The sequence below is a fragment of the Bradyrhizobium sp. AT1 genome (assembly GCF_001590795.1).
GTDB lineage: Bacteria > Pseudomonadota > Alphaproteobacteria > Rhizobiales > Xanthobacteraceae > Bradyrhizobium.
Map to the genome: position 1 here is coordinate 4,809,988 of NZ_JXDL01000001.1, position 15,069 is coordinate 4,825,056.

Annotated in this window: 15 protein-coding genes; 11 read left to right on the forward strand and 4 right to left on the reverse strand. The window is 65.4% G+C overall.

Features of this window, described 5'->3' with window-relative positions:
- Nucleotides 1-40: 40 nt before the first annotated feature.
- Nucleotides 41-955 (reverse strand): DMT family transporter, encoded by a 915-nt coding sequence (locus SE92_RS22300; protein ID WP_063198399.1) that lies wholly within the window; start codon nucleotides 953-955, stop codon nucleotides 41-43.
- A gap of 118 nt (nucleotides 956-1,073) precedes the next feature.
- Here SE92_RS22300 and SE92_RS22305 point away from each other — a divergent pair, with 118 nt between their 5' ends.
- The 3 genes from SE92_RS22305 (at nucleotide 1,074) to SE92_RS22315 (ending at nucleotide 4,545) form a co-directional block, all read left to right on the forward strand.
- The gene (locus SE92_RS22305; RefSeq protein ID WP_063198401.1) at nucleotides 1,074-1,556 is read left to right on the forward strand and encodes a MaoC family dehydratase; all 483 of its coding nucleotides are present in this window, start codon (nucleotides 1,074-1,076) and stop codon (nucleotides 1,554-1,556) included.
- An 84-nt stretch (nucleotides 1,557-1,640) separates the two neighbouring features.
- A complete protein-coding gene (obgE, locus tag SE92_RS22310) occupies nucleotides 1,641-2,681 on the forward strand; it encodes a GTPase ObgE (protein WP_063198402.1) in 1,041 nt (346 codons plus the stop codon).
- A gap of 229 nt (nucleotides 2,682-2,910) precedes the next feature.
- The gene (locus tag SE92_RS22315) at nucleotides 2,911-4,545 is read left to right on the forward strand and encodes an alkaline phosphatase family protein (RefSeq protein WP_063198404.1); all 1,635 of its coding nucleotides are present in this window, start codon (nucleotides 2,911-2,913) and stop codon (nucleotides 4,543-4,545) included.
- Nucleotides 4,546-4,675: 130 nt separating this feature from the next.
- Here SE92_RS22315 and SE92_RS22320 read toward each other — a convergent pair whose 3' ends face one another.
- Nucleotides 4,676-5,623 carry a Bug family tripartite tricarboxylate transporter substrate binding protein gene (locus SE92_RS22320; protein ID WP_245324666.1) on the reverse strand — a complete coding sequence of 316 codons (948 nt, stop codon included), beginning with the start codon at nucleotides 5,621-5,623 and terminating at the stop codon, nucleotides 4,676-4,678.
- Between the two features lie 217 nt (nucleotides 5,624-5,840).
- On the opposite strand from SE92_RS22320, the gene proB reads away from it, so the two are divergent.
- Nucleotides 5,841-6,962: a glutamate 5-kinase gene (gene proB / locus SE92_RS22325; RefSeq protein ID WP_063198408.1), complete on the forward strand. Its 1,122-nt coding sequence runs from the start codon at nucleotides 5,841-5,843 to the stop codon at nucleotides 6,960-6,962.
- Between the two features lie 18 nt (nucleotides 6,963-6,980).
- On the opposite strand, the gene SE92_RS22330 is transcribed toward proB, so the two are convergent.
- Both SE92_RS22330 and SE92_RS22335 read right to left on the reverse strand, forming a co-directional pair.
- A complete protein-coding gene (locus tag SE92_RS22330) occupies nucleotides 6,981-7,277 on the reverse strand; it encodes a type II toxin-antitoxin system RelE/ParE family toxin (RefSeq protein ID WP_063198409.1) in 297 nt (98 codons plus the stop codon).
- Nucleotides 7,267-7,545, reverse strand: coding sequence for a type II toxin-antitoxin system ParD family antitoxin (locus SE92_RS22335; RefSeq protein WP_063198411.1), 279 nt, complete (start codon nucleotides 7,543-7,545; stop codon nucleotides 7,267-7,269). Before SE92_RS22335 ends, SE92_RS22330 begins: the two co-directional genes overlap by 11 nt.
- A 190-nt stretch (nucleotides 7,546-7,735) precedes the next feature.
- On the opposite strand from SE92_RS22335, the gene SE92_RS22340 reads away from it, so the two are divergent.
- The 7 genes from SE92_RS22340 (at nucleotide 7,736) to SE92_RS22370 (ending at nucleotide 15,012) form a co-directional block, all read left to right on the forward strand.
- The gene (locus SE92_RS22340; RefSeq protein WP_063198413.1) at nucleotides 7,736-9,031 is read left to right on the forward strand and encodes a glutamate-5-semialdehyde dehydrogenase; all 1,296 of its coding nucleotides are present in this window, start codon (nucleotides 7,736-7,738) and stop codon (nucleotides 9,029-9,031) included.
- 20 nt (nucleotides 9,032-9,051) lie between these two features.
- Nucleotides 9,052-9,696 carry a nicotinate-nucleotide adenylyltransferase gene (locus tag SE92_RS22345; protein ID WP_063198415.1) on the forward strand — a complete coding sequence of 215 codons (645 nt, stop codon included), beginning with the start codon at nucleotides 9,052-9,054 and terminating at the stop codon, nucleotides 9,694-9,696.
- A 233-nt stretch (nucleotides 9,697-9,929) separates the two neighbouring features.
- Entirely contained in the window at nucleotides 9,930-10,286 is a 357-nt protein-coding gene (rsfS, locus tag SE92_RS22350) for a ribosome silencing factor (RefSeq protein ID WP_027515020.1), read from the forward strand.
- Between the two features lie 95 nt (nucleotides 10,287-10,381).
- Nucleotides 10,382-10,864 (forward strand): 23S rRNA (pseudouridine(1915)-N(3))-methyltransferase RlmH, encoded by a 483-nt coding sequence (rlmH, locus tag SE92_RS22355; protein WP_063198416.1) that lies wholly within the window; start codon nucleotides 10,382-10,384, stop codon nucleotides 10,862-10,864.
- Nucleotides 10,865-10,896: 32 nt separating this feature from the next.
- On the forward strand, nucleotides 10,897-12,267 hold the full coding sequence (locus SE92_RS22360) for a murein hydrolase activator EnvC family protein (RefSeq protein ID WP_063203703.1): 1,371 nt from the start codon (nucleotides 10,897-10,899) through the stop codon (nucleotides 12,265-12,267).
- Nucleotides 12,264-13,622, forward strand: a complete 1,359-nt coding sequence (locus SE92_RS22365) for a S41 family peptidase (protein ID WP_063198418.1) — start codon at nucleotides 12,264-12,266, stop codon at nucleotides 13,620-13,622. The genes SE92_RS22360 and SE92_RS22365 overlap by 4 nt, the downstream gene beginning before the upstream one ends.
- Before the next feature lie 169 nt (nucleotides 13,623-13,791).
- Nucleotides 13,792-15,012, forward strand: a complete 1,221-nt coding sequence (locus SE92_RS22370) for a divergent polysaccharide deacetylase family protein (protein ID WP_063198420.1) — start codon at nucleotides 13,792-13,794, stop codon at nucleotides 15,010-15,012.
- The last annotated feature ends 57 nt before the right edge of the window (nucleotides 15,013-15,069 follow it).

Genomic DNA, 15,069 nt, shown 5'->3' on the forward strand with positions numbered 1-15,069 from the left:
TGCGCGCGATCGACCCTCCCCCTCCAGGGGAGGGTAAGAGCTACGCTGGCGGATTCACCTGCTCGCTCTCGCGCCCCAGATCGCGCTCGCGCAGATAGATATAGAATCCCGCACCGATGATGATCGCCGCGCCGATCAGCGTCGCGACCGACGGCACGTCGCCGAACACGACGAAGCCGAAGATCACGGCCCACACGATCATGGAATATTGATAGGGCACCACGACGCTCGCCGGCGCCAGCTTGAGCGAGCGGTTGACGCAGAACAGCGCCGTCACCGAAATCAGCCCGGCGGCGGCGAAGATCACGAGACTGCCCGATGTCGGCGGCACCCAGTTGAACGCCGACAGCACCGCGCCGAGCGAGAACGTGCCGACGAATTGCGAGGACGCCATCACGATATCGGGCGTCTTGCGCAGGCTGCGCGTGATCAGCATCAAGGTCGCAAAGGACAGACTGCCGCCGAGTGCGATCAGCGCCGGCAGGCTGACGGTCTGCGCCGAGGGCCGCAGTGCGATCAGGACGCCGCAGAAGCCGATCAGGATCGCGGTCCAGCGCCGCCAGCCGACCTTCTCCCCCAGAAAGATCGCCGACATCGCGGTGACGAAGATCGGGCCGGCGAGATAATAGGTGATGACGTCGGCGAGCGGCAGATAGACCGTGGCGAGGAAGAACGCGGCGACCTCCAGCGTCGAGAGCACGACACGGAACAGCTGCAGGCGCGGCCGCTCCAGATGCAGGAACTGGTGACGCTGCCGCCAGATCAGCGGCGACAACAGCAGCAGCGCGGCGCAGGCGCGCAGGAACAGCAGCTGTCCCACCGAATAAGTCCCGACCAGGAATTTGCCCATGGCGTCGCCGAACGAGAACATGAAGATCGACAGCACCATCAGCCCGATGCCGGCGAGGCGCGCGGACCGATCGTCATAGGCGGAGAGGTTCTTGAAGATGGGCATTGGCGCCGTTGTAATGCCATGAGCAATACGGACAAGCCCGCCACGCTGAATTGAACGGATTGCCGCACTCTTCGCATCGCAGTAGCGATAACGCCACATCGACAGAACGAGCTTTGACATGACCGATTTCGATCCCTCCCGGCATCGCATGATCCCCACGCAACGCTGGTTTGAGGATTTCGTCCTCGGCGAACGCTTCGTGCTGCCGAGCCGGACCCAGACCTCGGCAATCTTCGCGGCGTTCCAGACCGCGAGCGGCGACACCCATCCCGTGCACTACGATGTGGAATATTGCCGCAGCCGCGGCATGCCGCATCTGCTCGCCCACGGCTTCCAGACCCTGATCCACACCGCGCCCGGCGCCGGCCTGTTTCCGTTCATGGTCGAGGAGTCCCTGGTCGGCTTCCTTGAGCAATCCAGCCGTTTTCTCAAACCCGTCTATGCCGACGACACTCTCTATCCCGCGCTGGAGGTCACCGAGCTGGTGCCCGGCCGCACCACCGGCACGGTGACGCTGCGCAGCACCGTATTCAACCAGCGCAAGGAGCTGGTGCTGGAGGGGACGCAGACATTCCTGATCCGGAAGCGACCGACTGGTTAAGCAAGGGCCGCAATTCGCGGAAATTCGGCCGATTTGCGGGTCTCTCGGGTTGCCGCAGGGGGCCGGCTGGCCTACCTATGGCCCATGAAATTCCTCGACGAAGCAAAGGTCTATATCCGCTCCGGTGACGGCGGGAACGGCTGCGTGGCGTTCCGCCGCGAGAAGTTCATCGAATTCGGCGGTCCCTCCGGCGGCAATGGCGGCCGCGGCGGCAATGTCATCATCGAGGTCGCCGACGGCCTCAACACGCTGATCGACTACCGCTACCAGCAGCACTTCAAGGCCCAGAAGGGCGAGAACGGCTCAGGCTCGGACCGCCACGGCGCCAACGGCAAGAACATCGTGCTGAAGGTTCCGGTGGGTACGCAGATCTTCGACGAGGACCGCGAGACGCTGATCCACGACTTCACCGAGGTCGGCGAGAAATTCGTGCTGGCCGAGGGCGGCAATGGCGGCTTCGGCAACGCGCATTTCAAGACCTCGACCAACCGCGCCCCGCGCAACGCCAATCCCGGCCAGGTCGGCGAGGAGCGCTGGATCTGGCTGCGGCTGAAACTCATTGCCGATGCCGGTCTCGTCGGCATGCCCAATGCCGGCAAGTCGACCTTCCTGTCCAAGGTCAGCGCGGCGCGGCCGAAGATCGCCGACTATCCCTTCACCACGCTGCATCCGCAACTCGGCGTCGTGAACGCCGACGGCCGCGAGTTCGTGCTGGCCGACATCCCCGGCCTAATCGAGGGCGCGCATGAAGGCACCGGCCTCGGCGACCGCTTCCTCGGCCATGTCGAGCGCTGCCGCGTGCTGCTGCATCTGGTCGACGCGACCTGCGAGCACGCCGGCAAGGCCTACAAGACGGTGCGCACGGAGCTCGACGCCTATGGCGGCCAGCTCACCGACAAGATCGAGATCGTCGCACTGAACAAGATCGACGCGGTCGAGCCGGACGAGCTCAAGAAGCAGAAGGAGCGCCTGAAGCGCGCCGCCAAGAAGACGCCGCTGCTGCTGTCAGCGGTCACCGGCGACGGCGTCAAGGAAGCGCTGCGCGCGCTCGTCGCGGTGATCGGCGAGGCCCCGGTGTCGGCCAAGGCCAAGAGCGCAGCCGAAGCGGAGCCGTGGTCGGCGTGAACTACTGTCGTCCCTGCGCACGCAGGGACCCATACCGCGTGATCTATCGATTAGGCATGATCGCAGTCCCGAACAACTAGTCTTCGCCAAACTTCCTCCTGGGGTTATGGGTCCCCGCGTACGCGGGGACGACAGCGGCTTGAGTGGCCTCAGCTGCGCGCATCATCGGCTTGTCATCGCCGCTCCAATATCGCAGCATCGCACAATCAAGAAACTGCAGGGATGACGCATGGCGCGCGCGAAGAACGTTCTCTGGATCATGTGCGACCAGCTTCGCTATGACTATCTCGGCTGTACCGGCCATCCCACGCTGAAGACGCCGAACATCGACGCCATGGCGAGGCGCGGCGTGCTGTTCAGCAAGGCCTATGTGCAATCGCCGATCTGCGGCCCGTCGCGGATGTCGTTCTACACGGGACGCTACATGCGCTCGCACGGCTCGCACTGGAACGGCTGGCCCTTGCGTGTCGGCGAGCCCACGCTCGGCGATCACCTGAAGAAGATCGGCGTGCGCAATGTGCTGGTCGGCAAGACCCACATGGCGCCCGATCTCGAAGGCATGAAGGCGCTCGGCATACCCCCGGAATCGATGATCGGCGTGCATGTCGCCGAATGCGGCTTCGAGCCTTACGAGCGCGACGACGGCTTGCACCCCACGGGGCGGCCGCGCCCGAAATACGACGAATATCTGCGTCAGCACGGGTTTGAGGCCAGCAATCCCTGGGAGCACTGGGCCAATTCCGGCGCGGCGGAAGACGGCAGCTTGCAGAACGGCTGGCTGCTGGTGCATGCCGACAAGGCCGCGCGCGTGCCGGACGAGCATTCCGAGACGCCCTACATGACGCGGCGGGCGATGGATTTCATCAGCGAGGCCGAGACCGACGGCCGGCCGTGGTGCCTGCATCTGTCCTACATCAAGCCGCACTGGCCCTATATCGCGCCGGAGCCCTATGCCAGCATGTATTCGACCGATGACATGATTCCGGTGACCCGCTCCGAGCGCGAGCGGCAAAATCCGCATCCGGTGTTCGGCGCCTATATGGACATGCGCTACTCCCGCAACATGGCGCGCGACGAGGCGCGGGAGAAGGTGATCCCGACCTATATGGGCCTGATCACCCAGATCGACGACCAGATGGGCGTGCTGATGAAGTTTCTGGAGGCACGCGGCCTGCTGGACACCACCATGATCGTCTTCACCTCCGATCACGGCGATTATCTCGGCGATCACTGGATGGGCGAGAAAGACCTGTTCCACGAGCAGTCGGCGAAGATTCCGTTGATCATCATCGATCCCTCGCAAGAGGCCGACGCCACGCGCGGCACGCGCAGCGAGGCGCTGGTCGAGGCGATCGATCTCGCGCCGACCTTTGTCGATTATTTCGGCGGCAAGGTGCCGGGCCACATTCTCGAAGGACGTTCGCTGCTGCCGCTGCTGCGCGGGCCGACGCCGGCGGACTGGCGCAAGGTCGCGTTCTCCGAATACGACTACGCCATGCAGGACGTCCGGCTGAAGCTGAACCAGCCGATCGAGCGCTGCCGCCTGTTCATGGTGTTCGACGGCCGCTGGAAATACATCCACGCCTCCGGCTTCCGTCCGATGCTGTACGATCTCGACACCGATCCGGAAGAATATCTGGATCGCGGCGACGATCCTGAATGTGCAGGCATCATCGCGCGATTGCAGGCCGAGCTGTTCGACTGGGCACTGCATCCGAGCGGCCACATCACCACCCCCCGCGAGAAGATCGCGGCCTATGCCGACAACCAGCTCCAGGTGAAGAACGGCGTTCTGATCGGCATCTGGGATGAGAACGAACTCGCCGCGATCAAGGACGGCATCGCGCAGCGCGCCAAGATGTGAGCGAGGCCCTCTCCATTCGTCATGCCCGGGCTTGACCCGGGCATCCACGTCCAGCGGCAATCGCGGACGCACGTGGATGGCCGGGTCAAGCCCGGCCATGACGGCTGAGTGTGTGGCGCCGCGGGAGACTCTAGTTCTCGATCTTGTAGCCCGTCGCCTTCACGATCGGCTGCCACAGCGCGATGTTCGCGGCGAGCTCCTTGGTCAATCCATCCGGGGTCGACCCGACCGGGATCAGCCCGATCGCCGTGAGCTTCTCCTTCACCTCGGGCTTGGCGAGCGCCGCGCTTGCGGCCGCGCCGAGCTTGCTCGCAAATTCCGGCGGGCTGCCGGCGGGGAGCCACATGCCGTACCAGGCGTCGGCGACGAGATCGATGCCGCTTTCCTTCAGCGTCGGAACCTCGGGCGCGAAGGGCGAGCGTTCCGTGCTCGACACCGCGATGATCTTCACGCCCTTGGCGCGGTGCTGCGGCAGCGCGTCGGCCAGCGTCACGATGCCGAACGCAATGTGGCCGCCGACGAGGTCGTTGAGGATGGGCGCGCTGCCACGGTAGGGCACGCGCGTCAGGGGAATGCCGAGGTCCTTCTCGAGCTTGGAGCCCATGAAGTGCGGAATGGTGCCGTTGCTGGGCACGCCGAACGAGGTCTTGTCCGGATGCGCCTTCAGCCACGCCACGAAGCTCTTGAAATCGGTGGCCTCGACCGCGGGGTTGATCACCAGCGCGAATTCGAAGCGCGCCAGCAGTGACACCGGCATGAAATCCTTCGCCGTGTCGAAGCTCGGATTCGTCTCCACCATCGGCAGCAGGTACATGGTGGGCCCCGTCGTCACCAGCACCATGCTGCCGTCGGGGCTTGCGCCCTTCACCGCCTTGATGCCGATCAGGCCGTCGCCGCCGGTGCGGTTCTCGACCACGATGGTCCGCTGCAATGCCGGCGCCATCTCCTGCGCGATCAGCCGGCACAGCGTGTCGGCGCCGGCCCCCGCCGCGAACGGGAAGATCATCTTGGTCAACCCGGCCTGCGCTTGCGCCTCACCGGCCTGCGCCAGCAGCGGCAGGGCGACACATCCAGCCATAAATTCGCGGCGATCCATACGCATTCCCTCCAGCCCATTTTTGGTTGCCGGCATTAGAACCCGGTAAACGGCCAAGGCAAGGCCGACCTTCGCCGTTTACCATCCGTTGCCATCCTTGCCGCCTTGCGCCGGCCATCGTCCTGCTGCAAAAGCGGCCTATCGGCGCCGCTCTCTCGCTCCGCCGTTTCCAATGCAGAGCAGATCGTCCAGGCGCACTATGGCCAGCCCCGAACTCAGTCAATTCCGCCGCATCGTCGTCAAGGTCGGCTCCGCGCTGCTGGTCGATTCCGACAAGGGCGAGGTGCGCTCGTCCTGGCTCGCCGCGCTCGCCGACGACATGGCCAAATTGCACAAGGAAGGCCGCGACGTCCTCGTCGTGTCCTCCGGCTCGATCGCGCTCGGCCGCAGCCGCCTCAAGCTGCCGCGCGGCCCGCTGAAGCTGGAAGAGAGCCAGGCCGCAGCCGCTGTCGGCCAGATCGCACTGGCGCGAATCTGGTCGGAGGTGCTGGGCGCCCACGGCATCGGCGCCGGCCAAATCCTGGTGACCTTGCAGGACACCGAGGAGCGCCGCCGCTATCTCAACGCGCGCTCCACCATCGGCAAGCTGCTGGAATGGCGCGCCATTCCCGTGATCAACGAGAACGACACGGTGGCGACCAACGAGATCCGCTACGGCGACAACGACCGCCTCGCCGCGCGCGTCGCCACCATGGCAAGCGCCGATTTGCTGGTGCTGCTGTCCGACATCGACGGGCTCTACGACGCCCCGCCGAAGAACAACCCGAACGCCAAGCTCATTCCGGTGGTCGAGAGCATCTCCTCGGAGATCGAGGCGGTGGCTGGCGATGCCGAGTCCGAGTTGTCGCGCGGCGGCATGCGCACCAAGGTCGAGGCGGCCAAGATCGCCACCACCGGCGGCACGCATATGCTGATCGCCTCCGGCAAGATCGAGCACCCGCTGCAGGCGATCGCCGATGGCGGCCGTTGCACCTGGTTTTTGACGCCGGCGAACCCCATCACCTCGCGAAAACGCTGGATCGCGGGCACGCTGGAGCCGAAGGGCACGCTGACGATCGATGCCGGCGCCGTGACGGCGCTGCGTGCCGGCGCCAGCCTGCTGCCGGCCGGTGTGATCAAGGTCGAGGGCCAGTTCGCCCGCGGCGATGCGGTCATCGTGCGCGGCCCCGACACCAGCGAGATCGGCCGCGGCCTGATCGCCTACGACGCCGACGAGGCCGAGCGGATCAAGGGCCGCTCCTCCCCCGACGTGATGACCATCCTCGGCATCAGCGGCCGCGCCGAGATGATCCACCGCGACGATCTGGTGGTGGGCGGGTAGCGGCTAATCAAGCCGCCGCTATTGCATGTCGTCAGAGCCGATATCCTGGCGGCCATGCATGATGCGGATGATCTCCACGCCATCGGGCAGCGGGACATAGAAGATAATGTAGTTGCCGACCGAAAAGCTGCGCAAGTCCGCGCGCAATTCTCGTCGCTCTCGTCCCGCCAGCGGGTTCTCCATCAGCATCTCGAAAATCTCGCCGAAGCGACCGATCTGCTTCTCGGCGGCGGGAACGCTGTCGGAAGCGATGAATTCCCAGATCGAATCGAGATCGAGGTCTGCTTGTGGAGTTTTGCGGAATCTATTTGCCACTTTTGCGCGCAGCCAATCGCTGCCGTCCCCGCGCCTTGATATCGTTCATCCACTCGCGTGGATCCACCTCCTCCATCGGCCCGCTGTCAAAGCCCTTCTGGATTTCCTCCCGCAGCGCTTGCAGCTTGAGCTTGCGCTGTTCTTCGCGCTCCTCAATCAAGCGAAGACCTTCGCGCATGACTTCGCTCGCGCTGGCATAGCGCCCGCTCTCGACCAGACCATCGATCAGGTCCTCGAAATGCTTGCCAATGCTGTAGCTGCTGGCCATAGGGGCTCCGATATCAAGTAATGATAATTGTTGATATTTTGGATGTTCGCAAGGATCGATCGAGCATTCGGCGCACAACCCGGCCATTGGCCGACCGCTGGCGAACCGGGCCCCTGCCATACCCTTCCCGCCCTTCGCAGGCCCGGGATTTCCGTGCTAGGACACCGCCTTAGCAAAGGTTGAAAACCCCATGGCCGCACCCCTCAAAGCCGTTGACGGCAATGCCGATCTTCAGGCGCTGATGTCCGATCTCGGAACCCGTGCCCGCGCTGCCGCGCGCGTGCTGGCGCTGGCGCCGCCGGAGCAGAAGAACCGGGCCCTGGAAGCCATGGAGCGGGCGATCCGCGCGAACTCCGCGGCCATTCTCGCCGCCAATGCCGAGGACGTCGCTGAGGCCCGCGCCACCGGCAATGCCACCTCCGCCTTCATCGACCGCCTGACGCTGACCCCGGCGCGGGTCGAGGGCATGGCCGAGGGCATCGGCATCGTGCGCGGCATCGCCGATCCCGTCGGCATCGTCACCGAGAGCTGGCAGCGGCCGAACGGCATGACCATCGAGCGCGTGCGCGTGCCGCTCGGCGTCGTCGGCGTGATCTTCGAGAGCCGGCCCAACGTTGCCGCGGACGCCGGCGTGCTGTGCCTGAAGTCGGGCAATGCCGTGATCCTGCGTGGCGGCTCCGACAGTTTTCGCTCTTGCCGCGCGATCCATGAATGCCTGGTGCAAGGCCTGCGCGAAGCCGGCCTGCCCGAAGCCGCGATCACGCTGGTGCCGACGCGCGACCGTATGGCGGTCGGCATGATGCTGTCGGGCCTGGGCGGCACCATCGACGTGATCGTGCCCCGCGGCGGCAAGAGCCTCGTCGCGCGTGTCGAGCAGGAAGCGCGCGTGCCTGTGTTCGCGCATCTCGAAGGCGTCAACCACGTCTATGTCGATGCCAGCGCCGACCTCGCCATGGCGAAGTCGATCGTGCTCAACGCAAAAATGCGCCGCACCGGCGTCTGCGGTGCGGCCGAGACGCTGCTGGTCGATCGCGCCGCTGCCGGCAAGAATCTGAAGCCGCTGGTCGAGATGCTGATCGAGGCGGGCTGCGAAGTGCGCGGCGACGACGCCGTGCAGAAGGCCGACCCGCGCGTAAAGCCCGCCAGCGAAGATGATTGGGACACCGAATATCTCGACGCGATCATCGCGGCGAAGGTGGTGGACGGCGTCGACGGCGCGATCGCGCACATCCAGAGCCACGGCTCGCATCACACCGATGCGATCGTGAGCGCGGATGAGGCGGCTGCGAACAAATTCCTCAGCGAGGTGGATTCCGCGATCGTGCTGCATAACGCCTCGACGCAGTTCGCCGATGGCGGCGAATTCGGCTTCGGCGCCGAGATCGGCATCGCGACCGGCCGCTTCCACGCGCGCGGCCCTGTCGGCGCCGAGCAGCTGACGAGCTTCAAATATCGCGTTCACGGCACCGGGCAGACGCGGCCGTAATCGACGCAAGGCGCGGGGCATTGAGCAACAATTTCGTCGCGCCACGTTTCTTCGCGCAGGCCGTACCAGCCCACACGTCGGGCATGCGCATCGGCTTGCTCGGCGGCTCGTTCAATCCGCCGCATCAGGCTCATCGCGCGATCAGCCAGTTCGCGCTGAAACGCCTTCAGCTCGATCGCGTGTGGTGGTTGGTGACGCCAGGCAATCCGCTGAAGGAGAATGGCACGCTGCATGAGCTCGGCGAGCGCATGCAGGCGGCGCGCGACGTCGCTGACGACCCGCGCATCGAGGTCAGCTGTCTCGAATCCGTCATTCGCACCCGCTATACTATCGACACGATCAACACCTTGCGCCGCCGCCTCTCGGGCTTGCGCTTTGTCTGGATCATGGGCGCCGACAACCTCGCTCAATTCCATCGATGGCAGGACTGGCGGCGCATCGCCGGCCAGGTGCCGATGGCGGTCATCGATCGTCCGCCGCAGAGTTTTCGTGCCCTCGCCTCGCCCGCCGCCAAGGCCCTAGCGCGTTACCGCCTGCCCGAGAACAAGGCAGCGCTGCTCGCGGACCAGCCGGCGCCGGCCTGGGTATTCCTGACCGGATTGAAGCTGAATCTGTCCTCCACGGGCCTGCGGAACCCGGACGGAAGCTGGAAAGGTACGAAGTGAGACAGAGTGTGCGGACGGGGGTGGCTCCGGGCTCTCTGGCATATTGAAACCCTTAACCCCACATGATGTAGTGTAACCGGTGGGCGCCGGATTCGGCGTTCGCGATACAGTGAAAGGAATGGTCCCTGACCACATCTGTATTGTCCAAGTCGACTTCAGCGAAGTCAGCTTCAACGAAGTCTGTTTTACCCAAGGCAAAACCGGCGCGTAAAACATCGACCCAAGCTGCGGCCTTGAAGGCGCAACCCGACGCCGACAAGACGCTGAGCCTGATCCTCTCCCGCCTCGACGACATGAAGGCGGAAGAGACGGTCACCATCGACCTTCGCGGCAAATCGGCCTACTCCGACTACATGATCGTCACCACCGGCCGGGTGAACCGGCACGTCGGCGCGATCGCGGAGAACGTCGCCAAGGGCCTCAAGGAAAACGGCATCAAGAACATCCACGTCGAGGGCTTGCCCAATTGCGACTGGGTGCTGATCGATTCCGGCGATGTGATCGTGCACGTGTTCAGACCCGAGGTCCGCGAGTTCTACAATCTCGAGCGGTTGTACACGCAGGGTCCAGGGGCGGCGAAGGCGATCTAGGCCCATCGAGCCGATTTCGAATCGGCTGACGCGCATGTTAGCGTCGTGCGCGCGCTCATGGCGCGCGGTCTTGAAAACGCGGCCCTGAAGATATCATGCGTGTTGCTGTCATTGCGGTGGGCCGGCTGAAGCAGGGCCCCGAACGGGAGCTTGCCGACCGCTATTTCGAGCGGTTCGACGAGGCCGGCCGCAAGCTTGGATTCCGCGAGCTCCTGGTCCACGAAATTCCCGAGAGCCGTGCGCGCGACACCGCGACGCGGATGGCTGAGGAGGCCGCGGCGATCTCCGCGCATATTCCGGACAAGGCGATCCTGGTGGCGATGGACGAGCGCGGCCAGAATCTCGAGTCCACCGTATTCGCACGGCACCTGGGGCGCTGGCGGGACGAAGGCGCCGGACATACTATCTTCGTGATCGGAGGGGCGGACGGACTTTCGCCCGAATTGCGCCGTAAGGCCAAGCTCGCGATCGCGTTCGGCTCTGCGACCTGGCCGCACCAAATGGTCCGCGTCATGCTTCTGGAACAGCTTTACCGGGCCGCCACCATTCTGGCCGGCCACCCCTATCACCGCGCGTGATGCGCGCCACAACGAGCACCTTTCCCGCCACGATGCGAGCGCCGCTCCTCAACCTGCTGCTGATCGGAAGCCTTGCCGGCGCAAGCCTCGCGCAAGCTTCCATAAGCCTCGCGCAAGCTCAGACGGCAAATCCCGCACAGCAAGCCGCAGCCGTCTCGCCCGATGCCATCAAGCAGCGCGAGCAAGAGCTGGAAGCCGCCCGCGCCAGGCAGAAGAGCGCGGAGGAAGCACAGGCCAAGCTCAAGACCGAGATCACCGCGCTCGGCCAGGACCGCACCCAGCTCAACCAGCAACTGATCGACACCGCCGCCAATGTGCGCGCCGTCGAGACCAAGATCGACGCCACCGAAGCGCGGCTGCGAAGCCTCAACGGCCGCGAGCAGGAGATGCGCGCTTCGCTGGATTCGCGCCGCGCCGACATCGTCGAGGTGCTGGCGGCGTTGCAGCGGGCCGGGCGGCGCACGCCGCCGGCGCTGCTGGTGCGGCCCGAAGATGCGCTGCAATCGCTGCGCACCGCAATGCTGCTCGGCGCCGTGGTGCCGGAGCTGCGCGGCCGTGCCGAAAAGATCGCAGGCGAGCTCGGCGAGCTCGTGGCCTTGCGCAAGACCATCGCGACCGAGCGCGACCAGCTCGCCGCCGACCGCGACAAAGTTCGCAGCGACCAGACCCGGCTCACCGCCCTGGTCGACGAGCGACAGCGCCAGCAGGCGGCGCGCGAAAAGGATCTCGACGCCGAGAACTCGCGCGCGATCATGCTGTCGAAGCAGGTCGGCGATCTCCAGGGCCTGATCACCAAGATGGAGCAGGACCTGCAGAGCGCCGCTAAGGCCGCCGAGAAGGCCGCCGAGGCCGCAAAGCTGGCCGAGGCCAAGGAGGCCAAGGCAGCGGCGGCAAACGCGGCCGCCAGCGCCAAATCCGGCCCGGGCGCATTCAAGGACCGCTCCCGGACCACCCCCGCGATTGCCTTCGCCTCGGCCAAGGGTCTCCTGCCGCTGCCGGTTAACGGTAACAAGATCAGGGATTTTGGCGGTTCCGACGGGGTCGGCGGGGTCCAGAAGGGTATTTCGCTGGCGACCAAGCCCGGCTCCCAGGTCACGACCCCGTGTGACGGCTGGGTGGTCTATTCCGGCCCGTTCCGCAGCTATGGACAACTCTTGATCCTCAACGCCGGGGGCGGGTATCATGTCCTGATCGCCGGGATGGAGCGCATTTCGGTCAACATCGGACAGTTTGTGCTCACGGGGGAGCCGGTCGCGACCATGGGATCGACCTCACAGGTCGCTTCCATTCTCGCCACGAACGCGAGTCAACCTGTGCTGTATGTCGAGTTCCGTAAGGACGGCACTCCAATCGATCCAGGCCCATGGTGGGCCGCAAATGAAGGCGAGAAGGTTCGCGGATGATGCGCAAGACTTCAGTAATCCTCCTCAGCGCAGCCACCGGTGCGGCGCTGACGCTGTTCGTGACGCAGCCGCGCGCGGTGTTCATGGGCTCGAGCGCGCGAGCTGCCACCGCGGACACCTATCGCCAGCTCAATCTGTTCGGCGACGTCTTCGAGCGCGTGCGCTCCGACTATGTCGAGAAGCCCGACGACACCAAGCTGATCGAATCCGCCATCAGCGGCATGCTCACCGGCCTCGATCCGCACTCGAGCTACATGGACGCCAAGAGCTTCCGCGACATGCAGGTGCAGACCCGCGGTGAGTTCGGCGGCCTCGGCATCGAAGTCACGATGGAAGACGGCCTCATCAAGGTGGTCTCGCCGATCGACGACACGCCGGCCTCGCGCGCCGGCGTCATGGCCAACGACATCATCACCAATCTCGACGACGAGGCGGTGCAGGGCCTGACCCTGAACCAGGCGGTCGAGAAGATGCGCGGGCCCGTCAACACCAAGATCAAGCTCAAGATCATCCGCAAGGGCCAGGACAATCCGATCGACGTCACGCTGGTGCGCGACAACATCCGCGTCCGCTCGGTGCGCGCGCGTGTCGAGGCCGACGACATCGCCTATATCCGCATCACCACGTTCAACGAGCAGACCACCGAAGGCCTGAAGCGCGAGGTCGCCAACCTCTCGAATCAGATCGGCGACAAGCTCAAGGGCTACATCATCGACCTCCGCAACAATCCGGGCGGCCTGCTCGAGGAAGCGGTCACCGTCTCCGACTCGTTCCTGGAGAAGGGCGAGATCGTGTCGACCCGCGGCCGCAATGCCGAGGAAACCCAGCGCCGCACCGCGCATTCGGGTGACCTCACCAAGGGCAAGCCCGTCATCGTGCTGGTCAATGGCGGCTCGGCTTCGGCGTCGGAAATCGTCGCCGGCGCGCTGCAGGACCACAAGCGCGCGACCATCGTCGGCACCCGCTCGTTCGGCAAGGGCTCGGTGCAGACCATCATTCCGCTCGGCTCGGGCAACGGCGCGCTGCGCCTGACCACGGCGCGCTACTACACGCCTTCGGGCAAATCGATCCAGGCCAAGGGCATCGTGCCCGACATCGAAGTGCTGCAGGACGTGCCGGACGAGCTGAAATCGCGCACCGACACCAAGGGCGAAGCTTCGCTGCGCGGCCATCTCAAGAACGACGGCGACGAGAAGACCGGCTCGCAGTCCTACGTCCCGCCGGACGCCAAGGACGACAAGGCGCTCAAGCTCGCCGACGACCTGCTCCACGGCATCAAGAACAGCGCCTCCGCCGCGCCCACTCCCGGCGGCGACAACAAGGCCACGACCGACAAGCCGAAGGCGGCGAACTAAGTCTGCGCATCCGATCGACGCATCGCGCGATCCCGTGAAAAGGGCGGCTCCTGGAGCCGCCCTTTTTGCTTGGAACTCACATTGGACTCCCGGCATCCCCGGCCTCTCCCGGCCTGCCGCCACTTGACCGTGGCGTGGTATCGTCGGAACGAGTGATTCGGGATCGCGCATGACTGAAACGGCCGATGATCTGAGCGCCCCGCTCGGACAGGACAAGCCGCGCCGGAAACGCCGGCTGCGGCTGCCGTTCACGGCCATGCAGCTGCTGGCCGTGCTGCTCGGCCTGTTCCTGGTTACCTTTGCCGGCTTCGCCATCTTCAACAAGGATCCGCTCGGCGGCGAGCCGATGACGCGGATCGCGATCAAGCCGGCGACGGACAATGCAGCGGACGAGAAGCCGGCCGCCGCTGGCCATGGTTCCGAAGCCAAGCAAGAGGGCAAGCACGAGACCCAGGATGCCCCGAAACAGCCGGGCGAGCAGAAGACCGTCACCATGATCGACGGCTCCACCGGCGCGCGCCACGACGTCGTCATCGGTGCCGGCGACACCGCCGACAAGGGCGATGCCTCGGCCCCGCCGCCCGTCATGGCCGGGATCAATCCGAAGCTGCTGGAGAAGTCGCGCTACGGCATGATCCCGGTGGTCGCCGACGGGCTGAAGCCGTTCAACGTCTATGCGGCGGACGCCGACCGCGCCAAGGCCGCCAAGATGCCGGTGGTCGCCATCGTGATCGGCGGCCTCGGCGTCGGCGCCGCCAAAACCACTGACGCCATCATGAAGCTGCCACCGGCGGTGACGCTGGCCTTCACGCCCTATGGCGCCGATCCCGGCAAGCTCGCCGAACGAGCCCGCGCGCAGCGCCACGAGATCTTCCTGCAGATCCCGATGGAGCCCTACGACTTCCCGGACAACGACCCGGGACCGCAGACGCTGCTGACCTCGCTCAGCACCGATCAGAACATGGACCGCCTGTACTGGCATTTGAGCCGGATGCAGGGCTATGCCGGCATCACCAATTTCATGGGCGCCCGCTTCATCGCGACGGAGCCGGCGATGCAGCCGATCATCCGCGAGGCGGCCAAGCGCGGCCTCGGCTTTTTCGACGACGGCTCCTCGCCCCGCAGCATCGCGTCCCAGGCCGCAGGCAGCGCGGCAATGCCGTTCGGCAAGGGCGACATCGCGATCGACGCGGTGCCGACGGCGACCGAAATCGACCGCGCCCTGAACAAGCTCGAATCGGCGGCACGCGAACGCGGCGCGGCTGTCGGCATCGCCTCCGCCCTGCCCGTCTCGATCGAGCGCATCGGCGCCTGGACCAAGACATTGGGCGACCGGGGTATTCTTTTGGTGCCATTGACAACCGCGATGCTGAAATCAAAATCCAGCTAAATCAACGGATTGGTGCGGCACGGGTCCTCGCGGGGCCGGTCAAGCCGGACCGACAGC

Bases quoted from the DNA above. Each gene is read 5' to 3' on its own strand.
- SE92_RS22365 (WP_063198418.1), top strand. From the start codon at position 12,264: ATGATGCGCAAGACTTCAGTAATCCTCCTCAGCGCAGCCACCGGTGCG.
- SE92_RS22335 (WP_063198411.1), bottom strand. From the start codon at position 7,545: ATGGCCAGCAGCTACAGCATTGGCAAGCATTTCGAGGACCTGATCGAT.
- SE92_RS22370 (WP_063198420.1), top strand. From the start codon at position 13,792: ATGACTGAAACGGCCGATGATCTGAGCGCCCCGCTCGGACAGGACAAG.
- proB (WP_063198408.1), top strand. From the start codon at position 5,841: ATGGCCAGCCCCGAACTCAGTCAATTCCGCCGCATCGTCGTCAAGGTC.
- SE92_RS22360 (WP_063203703.1), top strand. From the start codon at position 10,897: ATGCGAGCGCCGCTCCTCAACCTGCTGCTGATCGGAAGCCTTGCCGGC.
- SE92_RS22320 (WP_245324666.1), bottom strand. From the start codon at position 5,623: ATGGCTGGATGTGTCGCCCTGCCGCTGCTGGCGCAGGCCGGTGAGGCG.
- SE92_RS22315 (WP_063198404.1), top strand. From the start codon at position 2,911: ATGGCGCGCGCGAAGAACGTTCTCTGGATCATGTGCGACCAGCTTCGC.
- SE92_RS22300 (WP_063198399.1), bottom strand. From the start codon at position 955: ATGCCCATCTTCAAGAACCTCTCCGCCTATGACGATCGGTCCGCGCGC.
- SE92_RS22305 (WP_063198401.1), top strand. From the start codon at position 1,074: ATGACCGATTTCGATCCCTCCCGGCATCGCATGATCCCCACGCAACGC.
- rlmH (WP_063198416.1), top strand. From the start codon at position 10,382: ATGCGTGTTGCTGTCATTGCGGTGGGCCGGCTGAAGCAGGGCCCCGAA.
- SE92_RS22340 (WP_063198413.1), top strand. From the start codon at position 7,736: ATGGCCGCACCCCTCAAAGCCGTTGACGGCAATGCCGATCTTCAGGCG.
- obgE (WP_063198402.1), top strand. From the start codon at position 1,641: ATGAAATTCCTCGACGAAGCAAAGGTCTATATCCGCTCCGGTGACGGC.